Source organism: Lactococcus ileimucosae, from assembly GCF_943193185.1.
GTDB lineage: Bacteria > Bacillota > Bacilli > Lactobacillales > Streptococcaceae > Lactococcus > Lactococcus ileimucosae.
The window spans coordinates 1-16,487 of sequence record NZ_CALPDE010000006.1; the positions used below are offsets into that span (position 1 = coordinate 1).

15 protein-coding genes and 1 pseudogene are annotated in these 16,487 nt (G+C 39.2%); 14 read left to right on the forward strand and 2 right to left on the reverse strand.

Annotated elements, in window-relative coordinates:
* The 11 genes and pseudogenes from NFR51_RS04060 to pknB all read left to right on the forward strand — a co-directional run.
* Window positions 1–704: pseudogene (locus NFR51_RS04060) on the forward strand (hypothetical protein); the annotation flags it as partial.
* A gap of 470 nt (window positions 705–1,174) precedes the next feature.
* The gene (locus NFR51_RS04065) at window positions 1,175–1,555 is read left to right on the forward strand and encodes a GNAT family N-acetyltransferase (protein WP_439108853.1); all 381 of its coding nucleotides are present in this window, start codon (window positions 1,175–1,177) and stop codon (window positions 1,553–1,555) included.
* 344 nt (window positions 1,556–1,899) lie between these two features.
* Window positions 1,900–2,583 (forward strand): type 1 glutamine amidotransferase domain-containing protein, encoded by a 684-nt coding sequence (locus tag NFR51_RS04070; RefSeq protein WP_251712465.1) that lies wholly within the window; start codon window positions 1,900–1,902, stop codon window positions 2,581–2,583.
* A gap of 298 nt (window positions 2,584–2,881) precedes the next feature.
* Window positions 2,882–3,505, forward strand: a complete 624-nt coding sequence (gene gmk, locus NFR51_RS04075; protein ID WP_251712466.1) for a guanylate kinase — start codon at window positions 2,882–2,884, stop codon at window positions 3,503–3,505.
* Between the two features lie 85 nt (window positions 3,506–3,590).
* A complete protein-coding gene (gene rpoZ, locus NFR51_RS04080) occupies window positions 3,591–3,950 on the forward strand; it encodes a DNA-directed RNA polymerase subunit omega (protein WP_202231425.1) in 360 nt (119 codons plus the stop codon).
* A gap of 145 nt (window positions 3,951–4,095) precedes the next feature.
* Complete coding sequence (locus NFR51_RS04085; protein ID WP_251712467.1) at window positions 4,096–6,423, forward strand: primosomal protein N'; 2,328 nt, start codon at window positions 4,096–4,098, stop codon at window positions 6,421–6,423.
* A gap of 256 nt (window positions 6,424–6,679) precedes the next feature.
* Window positions 6,680–7,336 carry a deoxynucleoside kinase gene (locus NFR51_RS04090; protein ID WP_251712468.1) on the forward strand — a complete coding sequence of 219 codons (657 nt, stop codon included), beginning with the start codon at window positions 6,680–6,682 and terminating at the stop codon, window positions 7,334–7,336.
* 303 nt (window positions 7,337–7,639) lie between these two features.
* Window positions 7,640–8,593, forward strand: coding sequence for a methionyl-tRNA formyltransferase (gene fmt / locus NFR51_RS04095; RefSeq protein WP_251712469.1), 954 nt, complete (start codon window positions 7,640–7,642; stop codon window positions 8,591–8,593).
* A complete protein-coding gene (rsmB, locus tag NFR51_RS04100) occupies window positions 8,583–9,854 on the forward strand; it encodes a 16S rRNA (cytosine(967)-C(5))-methyltransferase RsmB (RefSeq protein WP_251712470.1) in 1,272 nt (423 codons plus the stop codon). Before fmt ends, rsmB begins: the two co-directional genes overlap by 11 nt.
* Window positions 9,855–9,874: 20 nt before the next feature.
* Complete coding sequence (locus NFR51_RS04105) at window positions 9,875–10,648, forward strand: Stp1/IreP family PP2C-type Ser/Thr phosphatase (RefSeq protein WP_251712471.1); 774 nt, start codon at window positions 9,875–9,877, stop codon at window positions 10,646–10,648.
* On the forward strand, window positions 10,648–12,552 hold the full coding sequence (gene pknB, locus NFR51_RS04110) for a Stk1 family PASTA domain-containing Ser/Thr kinase (RefSeq protein ID WP_251712472.1): 1,905 nt from the start codon (window positions 10,648–10,650) through the stop codon (window positions 12,550–12,552). The genes NFR51_RS04105 and pknB overlap by 1 nt, the downstream gene beginning before the upstream one ends.
* Before the next feature lie 153 nt (window positions 12,553–12,705).
* Here the strand turns inward: pknB and rpsO are convergent, their stop codons facing one another.
* Window positions 12,706–12,975 carry a 30S ribosomal protein S15 gene (gene rpsO, locus NFR51_RS04115; RefSeq protein ID WP_202231280.1) on the reverse strand — a complete coding sequence of 90 codons (270 nt, stop codon included), beginning with the start codon at window positions 12,973–12,975 and terminating at the stop codon, window positions 12,706–12,708.
* Between the two features lie 273 nt (window positions 12,976–13,248).
* Entirely contained in the window at window positions 13,249–14,040 is a 792-nt protein-coding gene (proC, locus tag NFR51_RS04120; RefSeq protein WP_251712473.1) for a pyrroline-5-carboxylate reductase, read from the reverse strand.
* A gap of 147 nt (window positions 14,041–14,187) precedes the next feature.
* Between proC and glmU the strand changes: the two genes are divergently transcribed.
* From glmU to macP, 3 genes are read left to right on the forward strand one after another with little or no spacing between them, the layout of a single operon-like run.
* Window positions 14,188–15,564: a bifunctional UDP-N-acetylglucosamine diphosphorylase/glucosamine-1-phosphate N-acetyltransferase GlmU gene (gene glmU, locus NFR51_RS04125; RefSeq protein WP_251712474.1), complete on the forward strand. Its 1,377-nt coding sequence runs from the start codon at window positions 14,188–14,190 to the stop codon at window positions 15,562–15,564.
* A gap of 32 nt (window positions 15,565–15,596) precedes the next feature.
* Entirely contained in the window at window positions 15,597–16,181 is a 585-nt protein-coding gene (locus NFR51_RS04130; protein ID WP_251712475.1) for an NUDIX hydrolase, read from the forward strand.
* Entirely contained in the window at window positions 16,174–16,452 is a 279-nt protein-coding gene (gene macP / locus NFR51_RS04135; protein WP_251712476.1) for a cell wall synthase accessory phosphoprotein MacP, read from the forward strand. Before NFR51_RS04130 ends, macP begins: the two co-directional genes overlap by 8 nt.
* The last annotated feature ends 35 nt before the right edge of the window (window positions 16,453–16,487 follow it).

A 16,487-nucleotide genomic window follows, 5' to 3' on the forward strand; every position in this document is an offset into this window, starting at 1 on the left:
ATGACTTGTCAGACTTCCTGACAGCCGTACAGAACGGTTCTATCGATAACAACTGGGGGAACCCGGGACCAGATGATGATGTCCAACCTAACCAAATTAACTTTAGCCTCATGGCACCGGGGACCATCTTTACTATGGCTGGGGAGCAGTATCGTTATTTGGAGAATCAAGGTGGGGGGAATCATATGATTATTCGGAATGCCTCACTTGGCAGTACCACTTTCGACAACCAAGATAATACTTTAAGCGATTGGTATAATAATCTTGATTTAGCAGTCCGATCTATGGTTCGGCCTGTAGCAAATACATTTCAAAACGATGGGAAAGTGAGCCAACAAGAAATCAATTGGGGAGAGTCTAATCTATGGATACCAACTAATCTACATGATTTCCCAGATGTTGCAGAAGATGAAACTCGAGTTGATACAAGTGGGACTCCACGTGCTTTCTCTCTTTCCTTAGCCGATGTGACTCGCTTATCAGGTCCAGATCGTGCTTTTCCTAATTTTAATGAACGTTTATCTTCTAATAATGCTGGATGGTGGCTCCGAACTCCTGCAGGAGTAGTTGAAGGACACGAACGTGCTTGGCGTATAACTCAAGCATATAATGACGGGAGTCGTGGTCAATTGCGTAGTGGTGCAAATAGATTAGGGCAAAGATTATCAATACGACCAGTTATATTTATCAACCAACCTTCTTAAAGGAAAGCATCACTCCATAAAAAACTCAAAAAATATAAGTTTGTTTTTACCAAAAATTACAAAATAAAATCACTCAGAACGTCATTTCATTTTACTTCGTTTGAGTGATTTTATTTTTGCTAGGAGCTATCAAATTAATATTTCAAGAAGAAGGTATAGTACAATCAGTCGGAGAAGTAAGAATCCTATAAATCATGTGTCAATTTTGCTTATGCTATAATAAAAGTATAATTTGACAGTCGAAACGAACAAGGATATATCTGGAAATTATTAATCTTCATATGTTTGTTTTAAAAATTTGGAGATAGACCAGATTATAAGTAGTAATATGATTTGCAGCAAGTTGAAAGGACTTGATGTTGAAGAATAATATCATTGTAGAGTAGGAAAGAGGGTTTCAAAATGAATGATTTAGAGGAAAAAAGATAATCAGAGAAGCTACAGTAGCGGATGCAAAGCATTTAAGAGATATTACTGCTGAGCAATTAGGTTATGAGGTTTCCGCTGAATTGGTAGCAAAACAGCTGGAAAAATTAACCGCAGATAAGGAAAACCACTTTATCAGGGTTTATGGAAGCGCAGTTCCAATAGGCTATATTCACGCTGAGTTGTACGAGAGTATTTATTCTGAACCCATGTTTAACATCTTAGGACTCGCAGTCGCTAAGGGCCATGAAAATCAAGGCGTGGGCAAGGCCTTGCTGTTGGAGCTGGAGAGAGAAGCTAAACGAAGAAACCTGTGGGGGATACGCTTAAATTCTTCAGATAAGCGTAGACAGGCACATGAATTTTATGCGCATCTGGGTTATCATTCAGATAAATCACAGAAAAGGTTTTTGAAGGTGCTATAGGATGTCTCAGTCCTTTTAGATACAGTGAAAAAGTTGGACAGTGATAAAATAACTGCCAGAAGCTATTGATTTATCAATAGCTCGCAGTTTTATCGTGAGGTTAAGAACTCTACTGAATGCTATGCAGTAAGTAAAAGTACAGCTAAACTAAAGATGAGTGCGCGAAAAGGGCGGACAAGTCGGACACCGCTCCATGAAACCAAAAAAATTTACTGCTGAGAGAAGTCGCAGACTTTGTCAATCAAGGGGAATGATCGCTGGGGATTCTTCGATAGAAAAATGTCAATCAAGAATTTAACTGCAGTTTAAAGCTGTATCTCTATACCTATAAAGCAGGAAAAGAAATGAAAAAGATATTAATCGTATTAACAAATGTAAATAAATTTCCTACAACTCATGAAGCTACAGGCCTATGGCTAGCTGAAGCAACGGAGTTTGTAAGTGAAGTACAAAAAGCAGGCTATCAAGTAGATTATGTTAGTCCGCTAGGTGGTTATGTGCCAATTGATCCAAGAAGTTTGAAAGCCTTTTATGCGGATAATGAAGCGTTTGAAATCTACAGCTCAGTTGATTTTCAGAGGCGTGCCTTATCTCATTCACTTCATCCAGAACAGGTTAAACCTGAGGAATATGCCGCCATCTATTATACGGGTGGACATGGTGTGATTTTTGACTTTCCAGATAATCAAGAACTACAAGATATAGCAGAAAAAATTTATCAGGGAGGGGGTTATGTCACTTCGGTGTGCCATGGTGTTTGCGGCTTGCTTAATTTAAAAACATCTGATGATGAATTTTTAATTGCACATAGAACACTTACAGGGTTTACGCAACTTGAAGAAATATTGAGTGGGAAAAATAGGCACGTACCGTTTGGAACAGAGAGAGAAAGTAAAAAAAGAGGGGCTCATTTTGTTAAAAAGCGTCCCTTTGCATCATTTGCAGTACAAGATGGACAGCTGATTACAGGTCAAAATCCGATGTCAGGTAGGGCGGTAGCTAAACTACTACTGAAAAATCTAGAGTAGCTGTATTTTGATGGATGAATGTTGTACTTGACGTGTGCTGACTTTGAGTTAAACTAAAATTCTAACGCCATGGAGCGAGGCGATTGTGTAGGATTTACACAACCGCTTTTTTCTTTTATAACTTAAAAGTTCCATTGCGCTATTTAAGGAGTGGTGTTAGTGATAACCCTTGCAGCTTTTATAATTTAGAATGATATGTTACAATTGAATTAATTAAAGTTACATTTTGTTACACAAAGTGGATATGGTGTCTAGACTTTGCTAGAATAGATTGTAAACAATAAGTGAGGTTAAAGAGATGCCTGAACGTGGTTTATTAATTGTCTTTTCTGGTCCTTCGGGAGTTGGAAAGGGGACTGTCCGTGCGAAAATTTTTGAAAATGAAAATAATTTTGATTACTCTGTCTCAATGACAACGCGTCCTCAGCGTCCTGGTGAAGTGGATGGCAAGGATTATTATTTCCGTACGCGTGAGGAGTTTGAAGAAATGATTCGTAAAGGGGAGATGCTAGAATATGCTGAATATGTGGGAAATTATTATGGCACGCCCTTGACTTATGTCAATCAAACTTTAGATGAAGGAAAAGATGTTTTCCTTGAAATTGAGGTGCAAGGTGCGCTCCAAGTGAAGGAGAAGGTGCCAGATGGTGTATTTATTTTCTTGACTCCTCCAGACTTGGAAGAATTACGCGGCCGTCTTGTTGGGCGTGGCACAGATAGCGCTGAAGTTATTAATAATCGTATGAAAAAAGCTAAAGAAGAAATTCGTCTAATGAGCGAATATGATTACGCTGTGGTTAATGACAAGGTTGAGCTTGCTGCTGAACGGGTCATCAAGATTATTGAGGCTGAACACTACCGTGTAGATCGTGTAATGGAACGTTATGCGCATATGATTGATAAATTGGATGAAAACATTTAGATAACCAATATAAGGAGTGTCAACTCACAGTAGTGCTTACTGCTACAATCTAAATAACCTATAAAAGAGGAAAGAGGAAACTGATATGATGTTAGAACCTTCAATCGATAAATTGCTACAAAATGTAGATTCAAAATATTCACTTGTCGTTTTGGAAGCAAAACGTGCGCATGAGTTACGTGACGGTGAGCGCCCGACGATGGAATTCAAATCTGTTAAACGTACCTTACAGGCTTTGGAAGAAATTGCCGAAGGCAGAGTAACTATACACCCTTCTCCAGATGCAAAACGTGAAACATTGAAAGAAAAGCGTGAGCTTGAACGTCTTCAACAAAAGATGGCTGAAAAGCTCATTCGCGAACAAATCGCCAAGGAAGAAGCTGAAGAAGAAGCCAAACAAAAAGGAAATCGTGCAGCTAAAGCTGCAGCTGCCGCAGCAGAATAACAGGTATAAAAAAAGCTTTCAAAGGTTTGGAACTAAAACTTTTGAAAGCTTTTTTCAACAATCTAAAGTTTACATGTGTTCTCATCTTTTTGCTATAATTTATATTATTAGATTTGCGTAGAAAAGATCAAAGCAGAGGAGAAAAATGTTGAAAAAAACGGCTAAAATTATTGTAGATGTTCCTCTGATGCAGACAGACAAGCCATTCTCTTATGCAATTCCCAGTGGCTTAGAAAATTTGATTGAAACAGGGATGCGTGTCCATGTTCCTTTTGGTGCAGCTAACCGCTTGGTTCAAGGGATTGTTATTGATTTGTCGGAGGAAGAAGATTCGGGGCTTAAAGAAATTGCAGAGCTTTTAGATGTAGAACCGGTTTTGACAGCAGAACAACTTAGATTAGCGGATGAAATGCGACATACTGTTTTCTCATATAAAATCTCTTGTCTAAAAGCGATGCTGCCCAATCTCCTTAATTCAAGTTACGATAAAATCCTAACAGATTCAGAGGGCATTCAAAGGAAATGGAGCTTACTGAGTGAAAGTCAAAAAATAGAGGCTTTGAAAGAAGTCAAGTCGGGGCACTTGAAAGTGAGTTACTCTGCAAGGTCTAAAGAAAATAAAAAAATAGAAAAATACGTGAAAGCCAGTGCAAAGTTGGCTGACTTTAAATTCGGTAAGGCAGCAAAAAAGCGTGCCGAATTGAAAAGCTATCTTTTGAGTCAGGAAGAGATGATTCCTCAGAAAGACCTTCCTTTCTCCTCTGCTGTCATTAAGTATTTTGTGGAGAATGCGCTTGTAGAAGTAACGCAAAAGGAAGTTTCTAGAACAGCAGCCGTGTTTGAGGCCGTAACGCCTGATAAGCCTAAAGTTCTAAATGAAGAACAAGAACTTGCGTTTAATGCCATTATTGCTTCCGCCGATAAACCATTTTTGCTTGAGGGTGTGACAGGCTCAGGGAAAACGGAGATTTATTTGCAAGTTATTGAGCATACACTAAAAGAGGGAAAGACAGCGATTATGCTGGTTCCGGAGATTGCGTTAACACCACAAATGTCCAATCGCTTCATTGCCCGTTTTGGAGAAAAAGTTGCCATCATGCATTCTGGTTTATCAGATGGGGAAAAATATGACGAGTGGCGCAAGATAAAGGAAGGACATGCACAAGTTGTTGTGGGGGCGCGTTCCGCGATTTTTGCTCCTTTGGAAAATCTTGGAGTAATTATCATTGATGAGGAACATGAAACAAGTTATAAACAGGATTCTAACCCGCGTTATCATGCAAGAGATGTTGCACTGTTACGTGCAAAATATCATCACGCGCGTCTGATTCTTGGCTCTGCGACACCAAGCTTAGAGAGTCGAGCCCGTGCACAGAAAGGTGTTTATCACTTATTAACGCTTAAACACCGTGCAAGTGAACAAGCATTCTTGCCTGAAGTACAAATCGTAGATATGCGGAGCAATCTTAGTGATCAGTCAGGCAATTTCTCGGACATTCTTTTGGAGAAAATTCGAGAGAAGGTTGAACGAAAAGAACAAGTTATTTTAATGCTCAATCGTCGCGGCTATAGTTCTTTTGTAATGTGCAGAGATTGTGGTTTTGTGGTTGGCTGCCCTAACTGTGACATTTCTTTAACTCTACATATGGATACGAAAACGTTAAATTGCCATTACTGTGGGCATCAAGAGGCGATTCCACAAGTTTGTCCCAACTGTAACGGGCGCAAAATTCGCTATTATGGTTCAGGGACTCAGAAGGTTCAGGAAGAACTAGAAAAGCTGCTTCCAGATTTACGTATTTTGCGAATGGATGTGGACACAACAAAAACAAAGAATGCGCATGAAAAGATTTTAAGCAAGTTTGGAGCACATGATGCTGATGTCCTTCTAGGAACGCAGATGATTGCTAAAGGCTTGGATTTTCCTAATGTGACCTTGGTCGGTGTAATCAATGCAGATACGGGATTAAATCTGCCTGACTTTCGCGCCAGTGAACGAAGTTTTCAGCTGCTGATGCAAGTTGCGGGACGTGCAGGTCGTGCAAATAAAAAAGGAGAAGTGATTATTCAGACCTTTAATCCAGGACATTATGCAGTTAAATTGGTCGCAGCTCAGGATTATGAAGCTTTTTATCGTCAAGAAATGTATTACCGTCAACAGCTCTCTTATCCTCCCTATTATTTTACTGTACAGATCTTGGTGAGTCACAAAGATGAAGATATTGTAGCCAAAAAAGCTTATGAGATTGCAAGCTTGGTGAAAGAAAAACTATCAGATAAGGCTAAGGTTTTAGGTCCGACTCCCAAACCTATTGCGCGTACTCATAATCTTTACCATTATCAGATTCTGGTGAAGTATCGCTTTGAGGCTCAATTAGAAGAAGTCTTAAATCAGGTACTTGATCTAACACAAAAACGAGAAAATAAAAATTTACGTGTTTTGATTGACAGTGAACCTCAAAGCTTTGTGTAAAAAGGATAAATGATCTCAGCTGCATACTATAAAGTAAGAAGACTCTAATGTACTCAGTCTTCACAGCTTGCCTTCCTAAATGCGGGAGGTGTCTGTTGGTGTGTTATAACAAAAACGCTCTAAAGCATGATATGGAGCATTTGTGCTTTGGAGCGTTTTCAAGTATTCATGTAAGAAAAACTGCATTTGCAGGAGGGGAACTGCATTTTTTCGATATAAATATTTTGGTAGAAAGGGGGAGGTATAGGAAGATAAAATGACAGTGATAGTATTGGCTGGAACGATTGGAGCTGGCAAAAGTTCACTTACCAAGATGCTGGCAGAAGAGTTGGGGGTAGAAGCTTTTTATGAAAGTGTAGAGGACAATCAGGTTCTGCCTCTGTTTTATCGAGACCCACAAAAATATGCATTTCTACTGCAAATTTATTTTTTGAACAAGAGATTTGAAGCAATAAAAAGAGCGCTTTTGCATAATGATAATGTTTTGGATCGCTCTATTTATGAAGACAGTTTACTCTTTCATCTGAATGCAGATTTAGGACGAGCTACAGCAATCGAAGTAGAAGTTTATGACTCTTTATTAAAACACATGTTAAAAGAAATCGAGAGCCTAACTTTTAAGCGACGTCCAGATCTTTTGGTTCATGTCAGTGTTTCTTTTGAGAAGATGTTGGAACGGATACAAAAACGTGGGCGGGAATTTGAACAGTTAGAATATGATTCCTCACTGTATGATTACTACCGAGAGCTGAATGTAAGATATGAAAAATGGTTTGTGTCCTTCAACAGTTGCCCTAAAATGCAAATTGATGGAGATAAATATGATTTTGTAGAGGATGAAACTGCTAGAGCATTTGTTATACAGGAAATTAAGCAGAAATTAGCAGAAATCGAGGATGAAAGTTATAAATGATTTCAGAATATGACTGGCTCAAAGGGAGGAAGAGAAGGGACTCTTTTTGTTCGTCATAAGCTGCTTATATTTTTTTTATCCTTTATACTTTCTGTGAATGAGGCATGCGAAAAGAAATAGAAGTTAAGAAAGTGTTATAATGAGGGACAGACACTTTACTTAAAAAGTTCTATGAGAAGTAAAACAGGAGGAGGAGAAATACAGAAGAGCTATTTTTTCTTAAGTAAGTTATAAGTAAGTCAGTTCAGAAGATTTAAAAGAAGGCTGACAAGAAAGAGTAGAATCGCTGTGTAAAATGACACGATGAAAAAAACAAAAATAATTTTTATGGGGACTCCCCAGTTTTCACAAACCATTTTGAGAGGTTTAATTGATAGTCAAACGTATGAGATTTTAGCCGTTGTCACGCAACCTGATCGTAAGGTGGGACGTAAGCAAGAAGTACGTCAAACTCCGGTGAAAGAGTTGGCACTTCAAGCAGGCTTGAAAATTTTACAACCGGAAAAATTATCGGGCTCTCCAGAAATGGAAGAGCTTATGGCATATGGAGCACAGGGCGCAGGGATTGTAACGGCAGCTTTTGGTCAATTTTTGCCTGGGAAATTGCTCGATGCAATGGCTTTTGCAGTTAATGTTCATGCTTCCCTGTTGCCTAAATATCGTGGTGGAGCCCCTATCCATTATGCCATTATGAATGATGAGAAAGAAGCGGGCGTAACCATTATGGAAATGGTTAGAAAAATGGATGCAGGGGATATGGTTGCGAAAGCTTCTACTCCTATTTTAGAAGAAGATAACGTGGGCACAATGTTTGAAAAATTAGCCCTTGTCGGTCGTGACCTTCTCCTCGAAACGCTTCCTCTATATGTCGCTGGAGAAATCAAGCCGCAAGCGCAAGAGGAAAGTCAAGCGACATTTTCACCTAATATAAGTCCAGAAGAAGAAAAAATTGATTGGACAAAGAGCAACCGTCAGATTTTTAATCAAATTCGGGGGATGAATCCTTTTCCAGTAGCACACACAACATGGAACCAAGGACGTTTTAAAATTTACGATAGCCGACCAGTCGTCACGGATAAACATGGCCAGCCGGGTGAAATCATTGACAAAACAAAAAAATCGCTCTTAGTGGCAACAGGCTCAGGGGCTTTGGAGCTTCTTGAAGTACAGCCTGCTGGAAAACCGAAGATGGATATTGTAAGTTTTCTCAATGGTTTGGGACAGAAAGTGAATATAGGTGATCAGTTTGGCAAATAATGCAAGACAAGTCGCACTTGATGTGCTCAATGACATTTTTGGAAATGATGCCTATGCCAATATTGCCTTAGACAGAACTTTACGCGAGACGGACCTTTCGGACTTGGATCGTAATTTTGTAACAGCTTTGGTCTATGGTGTAGTTTCTAAAGAAAGACTATTGGAATGGTATTTAGAGCCTTTCTTAAAAAAAACACCAAAGCCTTGGGCTAAGATGCTTCTGATTATGACGATCTACCAAATTCTTTTTATGGATAAGGTGCCAACTTCAGCAGCCGTTGATGAGGCAGTAAAAATTGCTAAACGTAAAGACGGACAACAAGCAGGGAACTTTGTCAATGCTGTTCTGCGTCATTTTATGCGCTCAGAACGAAAAAATGAAGAACCTAAAACTTGGGAAATTAAATACTCAATGCCTAAACTGCTGTTAGATAAAATGGTGAGACAGTTTGGGGGAAAACGCACTGGCCAAATTCTTGAAAGCTTAGAAAAGCCAAGTAAGGCAAGTCTCCGTATGATTGATCCAAATGTTATACTTTCGGGTACCAGTGCTTCCAAACTTTCTCCTGTTGGTCGTGTTGCGGAACATGGACATTTTTCACATACACCAGAATTCATGGCGGGAAAATTCGCGATTCAAGATGAAACAAGTCAATTAGTAGCGCCCCAACTTGAACTACGGGGAAGCGAGCGCGTGCTTGATGCTTGTGCTGCCCCTGGTGGAAAGACAACGCATATTGCACAATATCTGGATACGGGACATGTTGTAGCTTGTGATTTGTATGACCATAAACTGAAACTTATCGAAGACAATGCAAAACGTCAAGGGGTTTGGGAGAAAATAACGACAGTTAAGGCAGACGCTACTCAAATCGCAGAACACTTTGCAGACGAGGCAGACTTTGACCGTATCTTGGTTGATGCACCGTGTTCTGGTATTGGCTTAATTCGTCGTAAACCTGACATTCGCTATCGTAAGGAAAGTTCGGATTTTCTTAATTTGCAGGAAATTCAATTGAAAATATTGGACAGTGCTTCGAAAAAGCTAAAGAAAAATGGTATAATGGTCTACAGTACCTGCACAATTTTTGATGAAGAGAACTTTGAGGTTGTTAAAAAATTCCTCGAAACTCATCCAGAATTTGAACAGGTTGAGATCTCGCATGAAAAAGAAGACATCATCACAGAAGGCTGTATTTTTATCACACCAGAAATGTATCATACGGATGGTTTCTTTATTGCGAAATTCAGAAAACTTTAATTCTTTTATAAGGAGCAAAAGTGGAATATAGTATTTTATCAGACATTGGTATGAAACGTACTGCCAATCAAGATTTTGCTGGTACTTATGTCAATCGTGCAGGTTACCGTCTGTTTCTTTTAGCAGACGGTATGGGCGGACATAAGGCAGGAAATGTCGCCAGTAAACTAACAGTCGAAGATTTAGGAAAACTGTGGGAAGAATCATTTTTTGATGATGGCACACCAGTGTCAACGCTGGAAACTTGGTTGCGCAATCAAATCCGCAATGAAAGCGAGAATATTGCAAACTTAGGAAAACTCGATGAGTATCAAGGGATGGGAACAACTCTTGAAGCCTTGGCAGTGCAAGAGGAAAAAATTATTTCAGCTCATGTTGGTGACAGCCGCACCTATTTGATTCGCGATGGGGAGTTACAAAAAATAACCACAGATCACTCTTTGGTACAAGAGCTAGTAGATGCGGGTCAGATTACCGAGGAGGAGGCTGAAATGCATCCCAACAAGAATATCATTACGCGTTCTCTTGGCCAATCAGCAGAGGTTCAAGCAGATTTACAAGCTGTGGATGTTCAAGCTGGTGATTATCTTTTGATGAATTCTGACGGATTGACAAACATGATTTCTCCAGAAGAGATTTTAGAAGTTGTTTATTCTGAGGTCAGCATAGAAGAAAAGACAAGAACACTCGTCAATCTTGCAAATGAAGCAGGTGGTCACGACAATATCACAGTAATTTTGGTGAAAATTGATGCTCAACCAGCAATGGTGAATGAAGATGTGGAGGCCGGCTGATGATACAAATCGGAAAAATCTTCGCAGAACGCTATAAAATTATCAAGGAAGTTGGTCGCGGAGGAATGGCGAATGTTTATCAAGGGGAGGATATGTACCTTGATAATCGTCAAGTAGCCATTAAAGTTTTACGTTCAAACTTTGAGAATGATAACATTGCTATTGCACGTTTTCAAAGAGAAGCATTTGCAATGGCTGAGTTGTCGCATCCTAATATTGTCAGCATATCTGATGTCGGAGAGTCTGAAAATCAACAATATATCGTTATGGAATATGTTGATGGCATGACACTGAAACAATACATTAATGAACATGCACCATTATCAAATGCTGAAGCGATTAATATTACGTCAGAAATTCTCTCAGCCATGGAATGTGCGCATAATCATGGGATTATTCATCGTGACTTAAAACCACAAAATGTATTGCTTTCACAGAGTGGTAATGTCAAAGTAACCGATTTTGGTATTGCTAAGGCTTTGACTGAGACAAGTCTAACTCAAACAAATACTATGTTTGGAAGTGTCCATTACCTCTCTCCCGAGCAGGCACGTGGGGCTAATGCTACATTACAATCAGACATCTATGCTATTGGTATCATCCTATTTGAACTTTTGACAGGACAGATTCCATTTGATGGAGATTCAGCTGTGGCTATTGCCTTGAAGCATTTTCAAGAAAATGTGCCAAGTATTATCAACATCAACAAAAATGTACCGCAAGCGTTAGAAAATGTAGTGATTAAAGCAACAGCTAAAGATATTCATAATCGCTATACAAATGTTGAGGAAATGATGACTGACTTGGCTACTGCAACAAGTCTTGATCGGAAAGGAGAACCTAAACTTACTTTTGATCAAGATCTTGATGCGACAAAGGCCTTGCCTAGCAAACTCATCGATCCCTATGATACAAAACCTTTAATTGACAACCCTCAGGAAGAAAAAATCAATAAAGAGATTGAAAAAGAGAGAAAAACGGATCCTGAGGTACCAAAGAAGAAGAAATCACGGAAGGCTCTACTGGGCTGGCTTATCCTTGCTCTTGTACTTGTTGGTGGAGGGATTGCGGCTTGGATGATCACAAGCCCGCAAAATGTATCTGTACCTAATGTGTCGAACATGACCCAAGCAGAGGCGGAAAGTAAGCTTAGAGAGAATCATCTTGAAGTTGGAAATGTTATTCAAGAGCTCAGTTCTACGGTTGAAAAAGATAAGGTTACACGTACAAATCCCACTGCTGGATCGAACGTTCGAAAAAGCAGTAGAGTAGATATTTACGTTTCTCAAGGTGCAACTGGCTTCAAGATGGAAGACTATGTGGGTCAGAAATATGAAGATGTTGTTGATGATTTGGTATTGAATAAAAATGTCAGCAAAAGTCAAATTAATATAAACTATGTCACAAGTTCTCAGCCATCAGGAACCATAGTGAAGCAAACACCAGCGGAAGGTAATTTCTTTGATCCAACAGGTGATGATCGAATTAGTTTTGACGTATCTGAGGGAGACACCGTGACAATGCCAGCAATTGATTACACTTCAGGAGGTTTAAGTTCAACCTCAGCAATTAGTTACCTTAACCAACTGCAAAGTCTTGGTGTACCTACTTCTAACATTACTTTTGTGGATGCTAGTACAGCAAGTGAGGTTTCAAGCTCTAACTTGAATGGCTATTATGTCACACAAACAGCTCCTGCACCAGGCAGTAAGTTTAATCCTAAGAATACAAGGGTTACATTGACAATTGCTAAAGCAAGTACTAGCAACAATAACAATGATAATCAAACTTCAGAAACAACTAAAGAAACAACAGAATCTTCACCAGAACCAGAAAATGGCGGGGACAAATCAGAAGCTCCTGCGTCAGAAGATGGAAAGAATACAACGACTCAGTCACCTTAAGATAAAAAATGTTCAATATTTATAAGGCCACTGAAAAAACAAAAAACGGAAAAACGCTTAACCACAGCAATCTTATGCATAGGTTAAGCGTTTTTTCATCTTAGAGGCTTTTGACAGCATTCAAAAAAACTGTCCGAAGACAGTTTTAAAATCTTAACGACGAAGACCAAGTGAAGCGATAAGTTCACGGTAACGTTGAACATCTTTCTTACGAAGGTAAGCAAGAAGATTACGACGATGACCGATTTTTTTCATCAATCCACGGTAAGTTGCGTGGTCTTTTTTGTGTGCTTTAATATGATCGTTAAGGTGATTGATTTCCCAAGTCAAAACAGCGATTTGGACTTCTGGTGAACCAGTGTCGCCCTCAGTACGTGCATACTGCTTGATGATTTCTTGTTTCTTTTCTTTTGAAATTGCCATGAGTTTTTCTCCTTTTCATTTATTGCTCATTCCGAGTAGAACGTAGGCAAAACGCAAAACCAAGAATGAGTTGTAAAAAACTACTCTCCTATCTTACACTATTTTTATAATTTTTACAAGCTTATTTAGTGCAAAGACACGACAAAGGCAGGTGAAAAGTTGGGAGAGTTCTCGCATTATTTCATTGTAAAAAAACGTGCTTAAGTTCTGTTAAAATATCCAACTTTCGTCAAAAAAGGCGTTTGTGTCCTTGTCGGTATATAAAGATGGGGTTCAGTTTAAAGTGTTTTCTTTTTCGACTGTTGCAGTTATTGCATCAATTACTGTAGCTACAAAACGATTTTGCTCCAGAGAAACAACACCTGCAACGGTTGTTCCTCCAGGGCTTGAGACCTTATCGACTAATGTCCATGGTCCTTCACCGGATTCAAGAATCATTTGAGCTGAGGCAGAAACAGTTTCGGCAACAATCTTTGTGGCTTGTTCCTTAGGGATACCATGAAGTACTCCTGCTCGGCTCAGAGCATCAACAAACATATAAATATAAGCTGGGCTAGAACCAGCAATCGCTGTAAAGGCAGGGAAATCTTTTTCGGCGATTTCATGAACTGTCCCAATCGAAGAGAAAATGTCTTGGGTTAATTGATAGATTTCTGAACTTACATATTCATTGCGTACAATGGCAGTGGTTGACTTCTGAATCTGTGCGTTGATATTAGGCATAACACGGATAATTGGAAAATCATATGTCTTAGACATATCTGAAAGCTCTTCCAAATCAACACCAGCTGCAATAGAAATAAGTGTTTTATCCTTGGTAAAGTGAGGGGAAATCTCTTCCATAACGTTAGGTAAAATTTGAGGTTTAACCGCCATAACGATAAGGTCAGATTGCTCCACAAGTTCACTGTGTGAGTGACTAGCAAAGACCCCTAATTTATCCGCTTGTTCTTGAGTTTTTCTCAAATCACGACCCGAAATAAGTACACGAACATTTGACTTATCAAGTCCAGCAATGATAGCAGATGCCATCTTACCGGCACCTATAAAACCAATTGTTTTCATCTTATCTCCATTTTCTTTAGCGTAAAACTTCTCTTTATTTTAGCATATTCAGAGGTGTAAAGACAATAATTAGAAATATTCTTAGAATATGATATAATTTATTGTATATTAAATCAGAAATTTTACAGGTTTTGGAGGCCACATAAAATGGAAAAATTTGCAATTGTACTAGCAGCGGGCAAAGGCACGCGGATGAAATCATCTTTACCGAAAGTTCTTCACAATGTGGCGGGGAAAACAATGCTTGGTCATGTATTAAAAAATGTGAGCCAAATTGATATGGAGAAACGCATTGTTATCGTTGGTCACGAAGCAGATAAAGTGATTGAAACTCTTCCTAAAGGCACAAGTTTTGTGAAACAAGATGAGCAGCTAGGAACGGGTCATGCTGTACGTATTGCATCAGATTTACTTGAAAACGAAGAAGGGGCGACTCTGGTTATCGCGGGGGATACACCACTCATCACAGGTGAAACTTTAGAGAAATTATTCGAATATCATGTGACTCAAAAGGCAACGGCAACGATTTTAACAGCTATTGCTCCTGATCCAACAGGATATGGGCGTATCGTTCGCAGTTCGGATGGCTCTGTTGAAAAGATTGTAGAGCAAAAAGATGCTTCAACAGTAGAACAAGCTATTCAAGAAATCAACACGGGAACCTATATTTTTGACAATAAAGCACTTTTCTCTGCCTTGAAAAATCTGACGACAGACAATGCCCAAGGTGAATACTACCTCACAGATGTCATTGAAATTTTCAAAAATCAAGGCAAGACAATTGCGGCTTACATACTAAAAGATTTTGATGAAAGCCTAGGAGTAAATGATCGTGTTGCTCTAGCGCAAACTGAAAAAATTATGCGTCGCCGTATCAATCATCAGCACATGGTAAATGGTGTAACACTTATCGACCCAGAGACAACTTACATTGATGCGGATATCGAAATTGGCGAAGAAACCATCATTGAGCCCAATGTGCAAATCATGGGTAATACAGTGATTGGTAAGAAAACCTTGATTACAAGTGGCAGTCGTATTGAAGACTCAGAAATTCATTCGCATTGTGAAGTTCGATCATCATGGGTAGAAAGTAGTAAGATGAATATTATGAGCAATGTTGGACCTTACGCTCATCTGCGTCCTGGTACTGTACTGAGCGAGAATGTCCATGTAGGTAACTTTGTGGAGATTAAAGGCTCAACGCTTGGCAAAGGAACAAAAGCAGGTCATCTTACCTATATTGGCAATGCAACAGTTGGGGAAAAAGTCAACTTCGGTGCGGGAACAATCACAGTAAATTATGATGGTCAAAATAAATACACTACAGAGATTGAGGATTTCGCGTTTATTGGTTCGAACTCAACCTTGGTTGCTCCATTGCGTGTCGGTAAGAACGCTTTGACTGCGGCAGGGTCAACAATTACCAAAGATGTTGCACCTGAGAGCATTGCTATTGGACGTTCACGTCAAGTTGAGAAGAGTGGAGCAGCACGACGCTTGCCGCATTTTCGTGGTGAGTAAACTAAGAAAAAATAAAGATAACGGAGATAAAAATGCGAGAATTTGACGAGAAGAAGTTTGAAGAACCTACTTTGTCTCGTGAGCAAATTTTTCACGGACAAATTTTTCAAGTTGTGAAGGACTTAGTCAGTTTGCCCGATGATACGATGGGAACAAGGGAACTGGTTTTTCACAATGGGGGTGTTGCAGTCGCACCGATAATTGATGATAAATTGATTTTGGTGGGACAGTACCGTAAAGCTTTTGAAAAATTTATTTTCGAAGTTCCTGCAGGAAAATTAGAAAATGATGAGTTGGATAATCCGAAAGCTGCTGCTTTACGTGAGCTAGAAGAAGAAACGGGATATACAGCAGAACAGCTCGTAGAGATAAGTAGCTTTTATGGCACACCAGGGTTTTCATCTGAAAAAACATATCTTTATTTTCCAAATGGCCTTACTAAGCTTGAAAATCCTCGCCCTAAGGATGAAGGGGAGTTTCTTGAAGTGATTGAAGTTACATTACCAGAAGCAAAAATAATGATTGAAGAAGGGCAAATTTGTGATGCCAAAACAATCATGGCTGTGTGGTATTGGGAGCTTCAAAATCTGAAAACACAAGGAGATTTAGATGCCTAAACCACTTTTGACAGATGATATCATTAAAGAAGCAGAGAGGAAGAGAAGACGTTTAGAGAGAAGTCTAAAGGAAGAATTAGAAAATGATAGAGAGCTTGCAGAAAAATATGACAAGCTTGAACGTGACTTATCCAAGAATTCTGTCTATAAAAGTCGTCGTATTGAAAATGCAAAGCAGAAAAAAAGAAGTAGCCGTGTAAATAAATGGTTGCTTATCACCTTGCTTATCGTAATTGGAATAGGTGCATTATTTTTCTGGTATTACTTTTAAAATAAACCTCACATTGTATTGTGAGGTTTATTTTA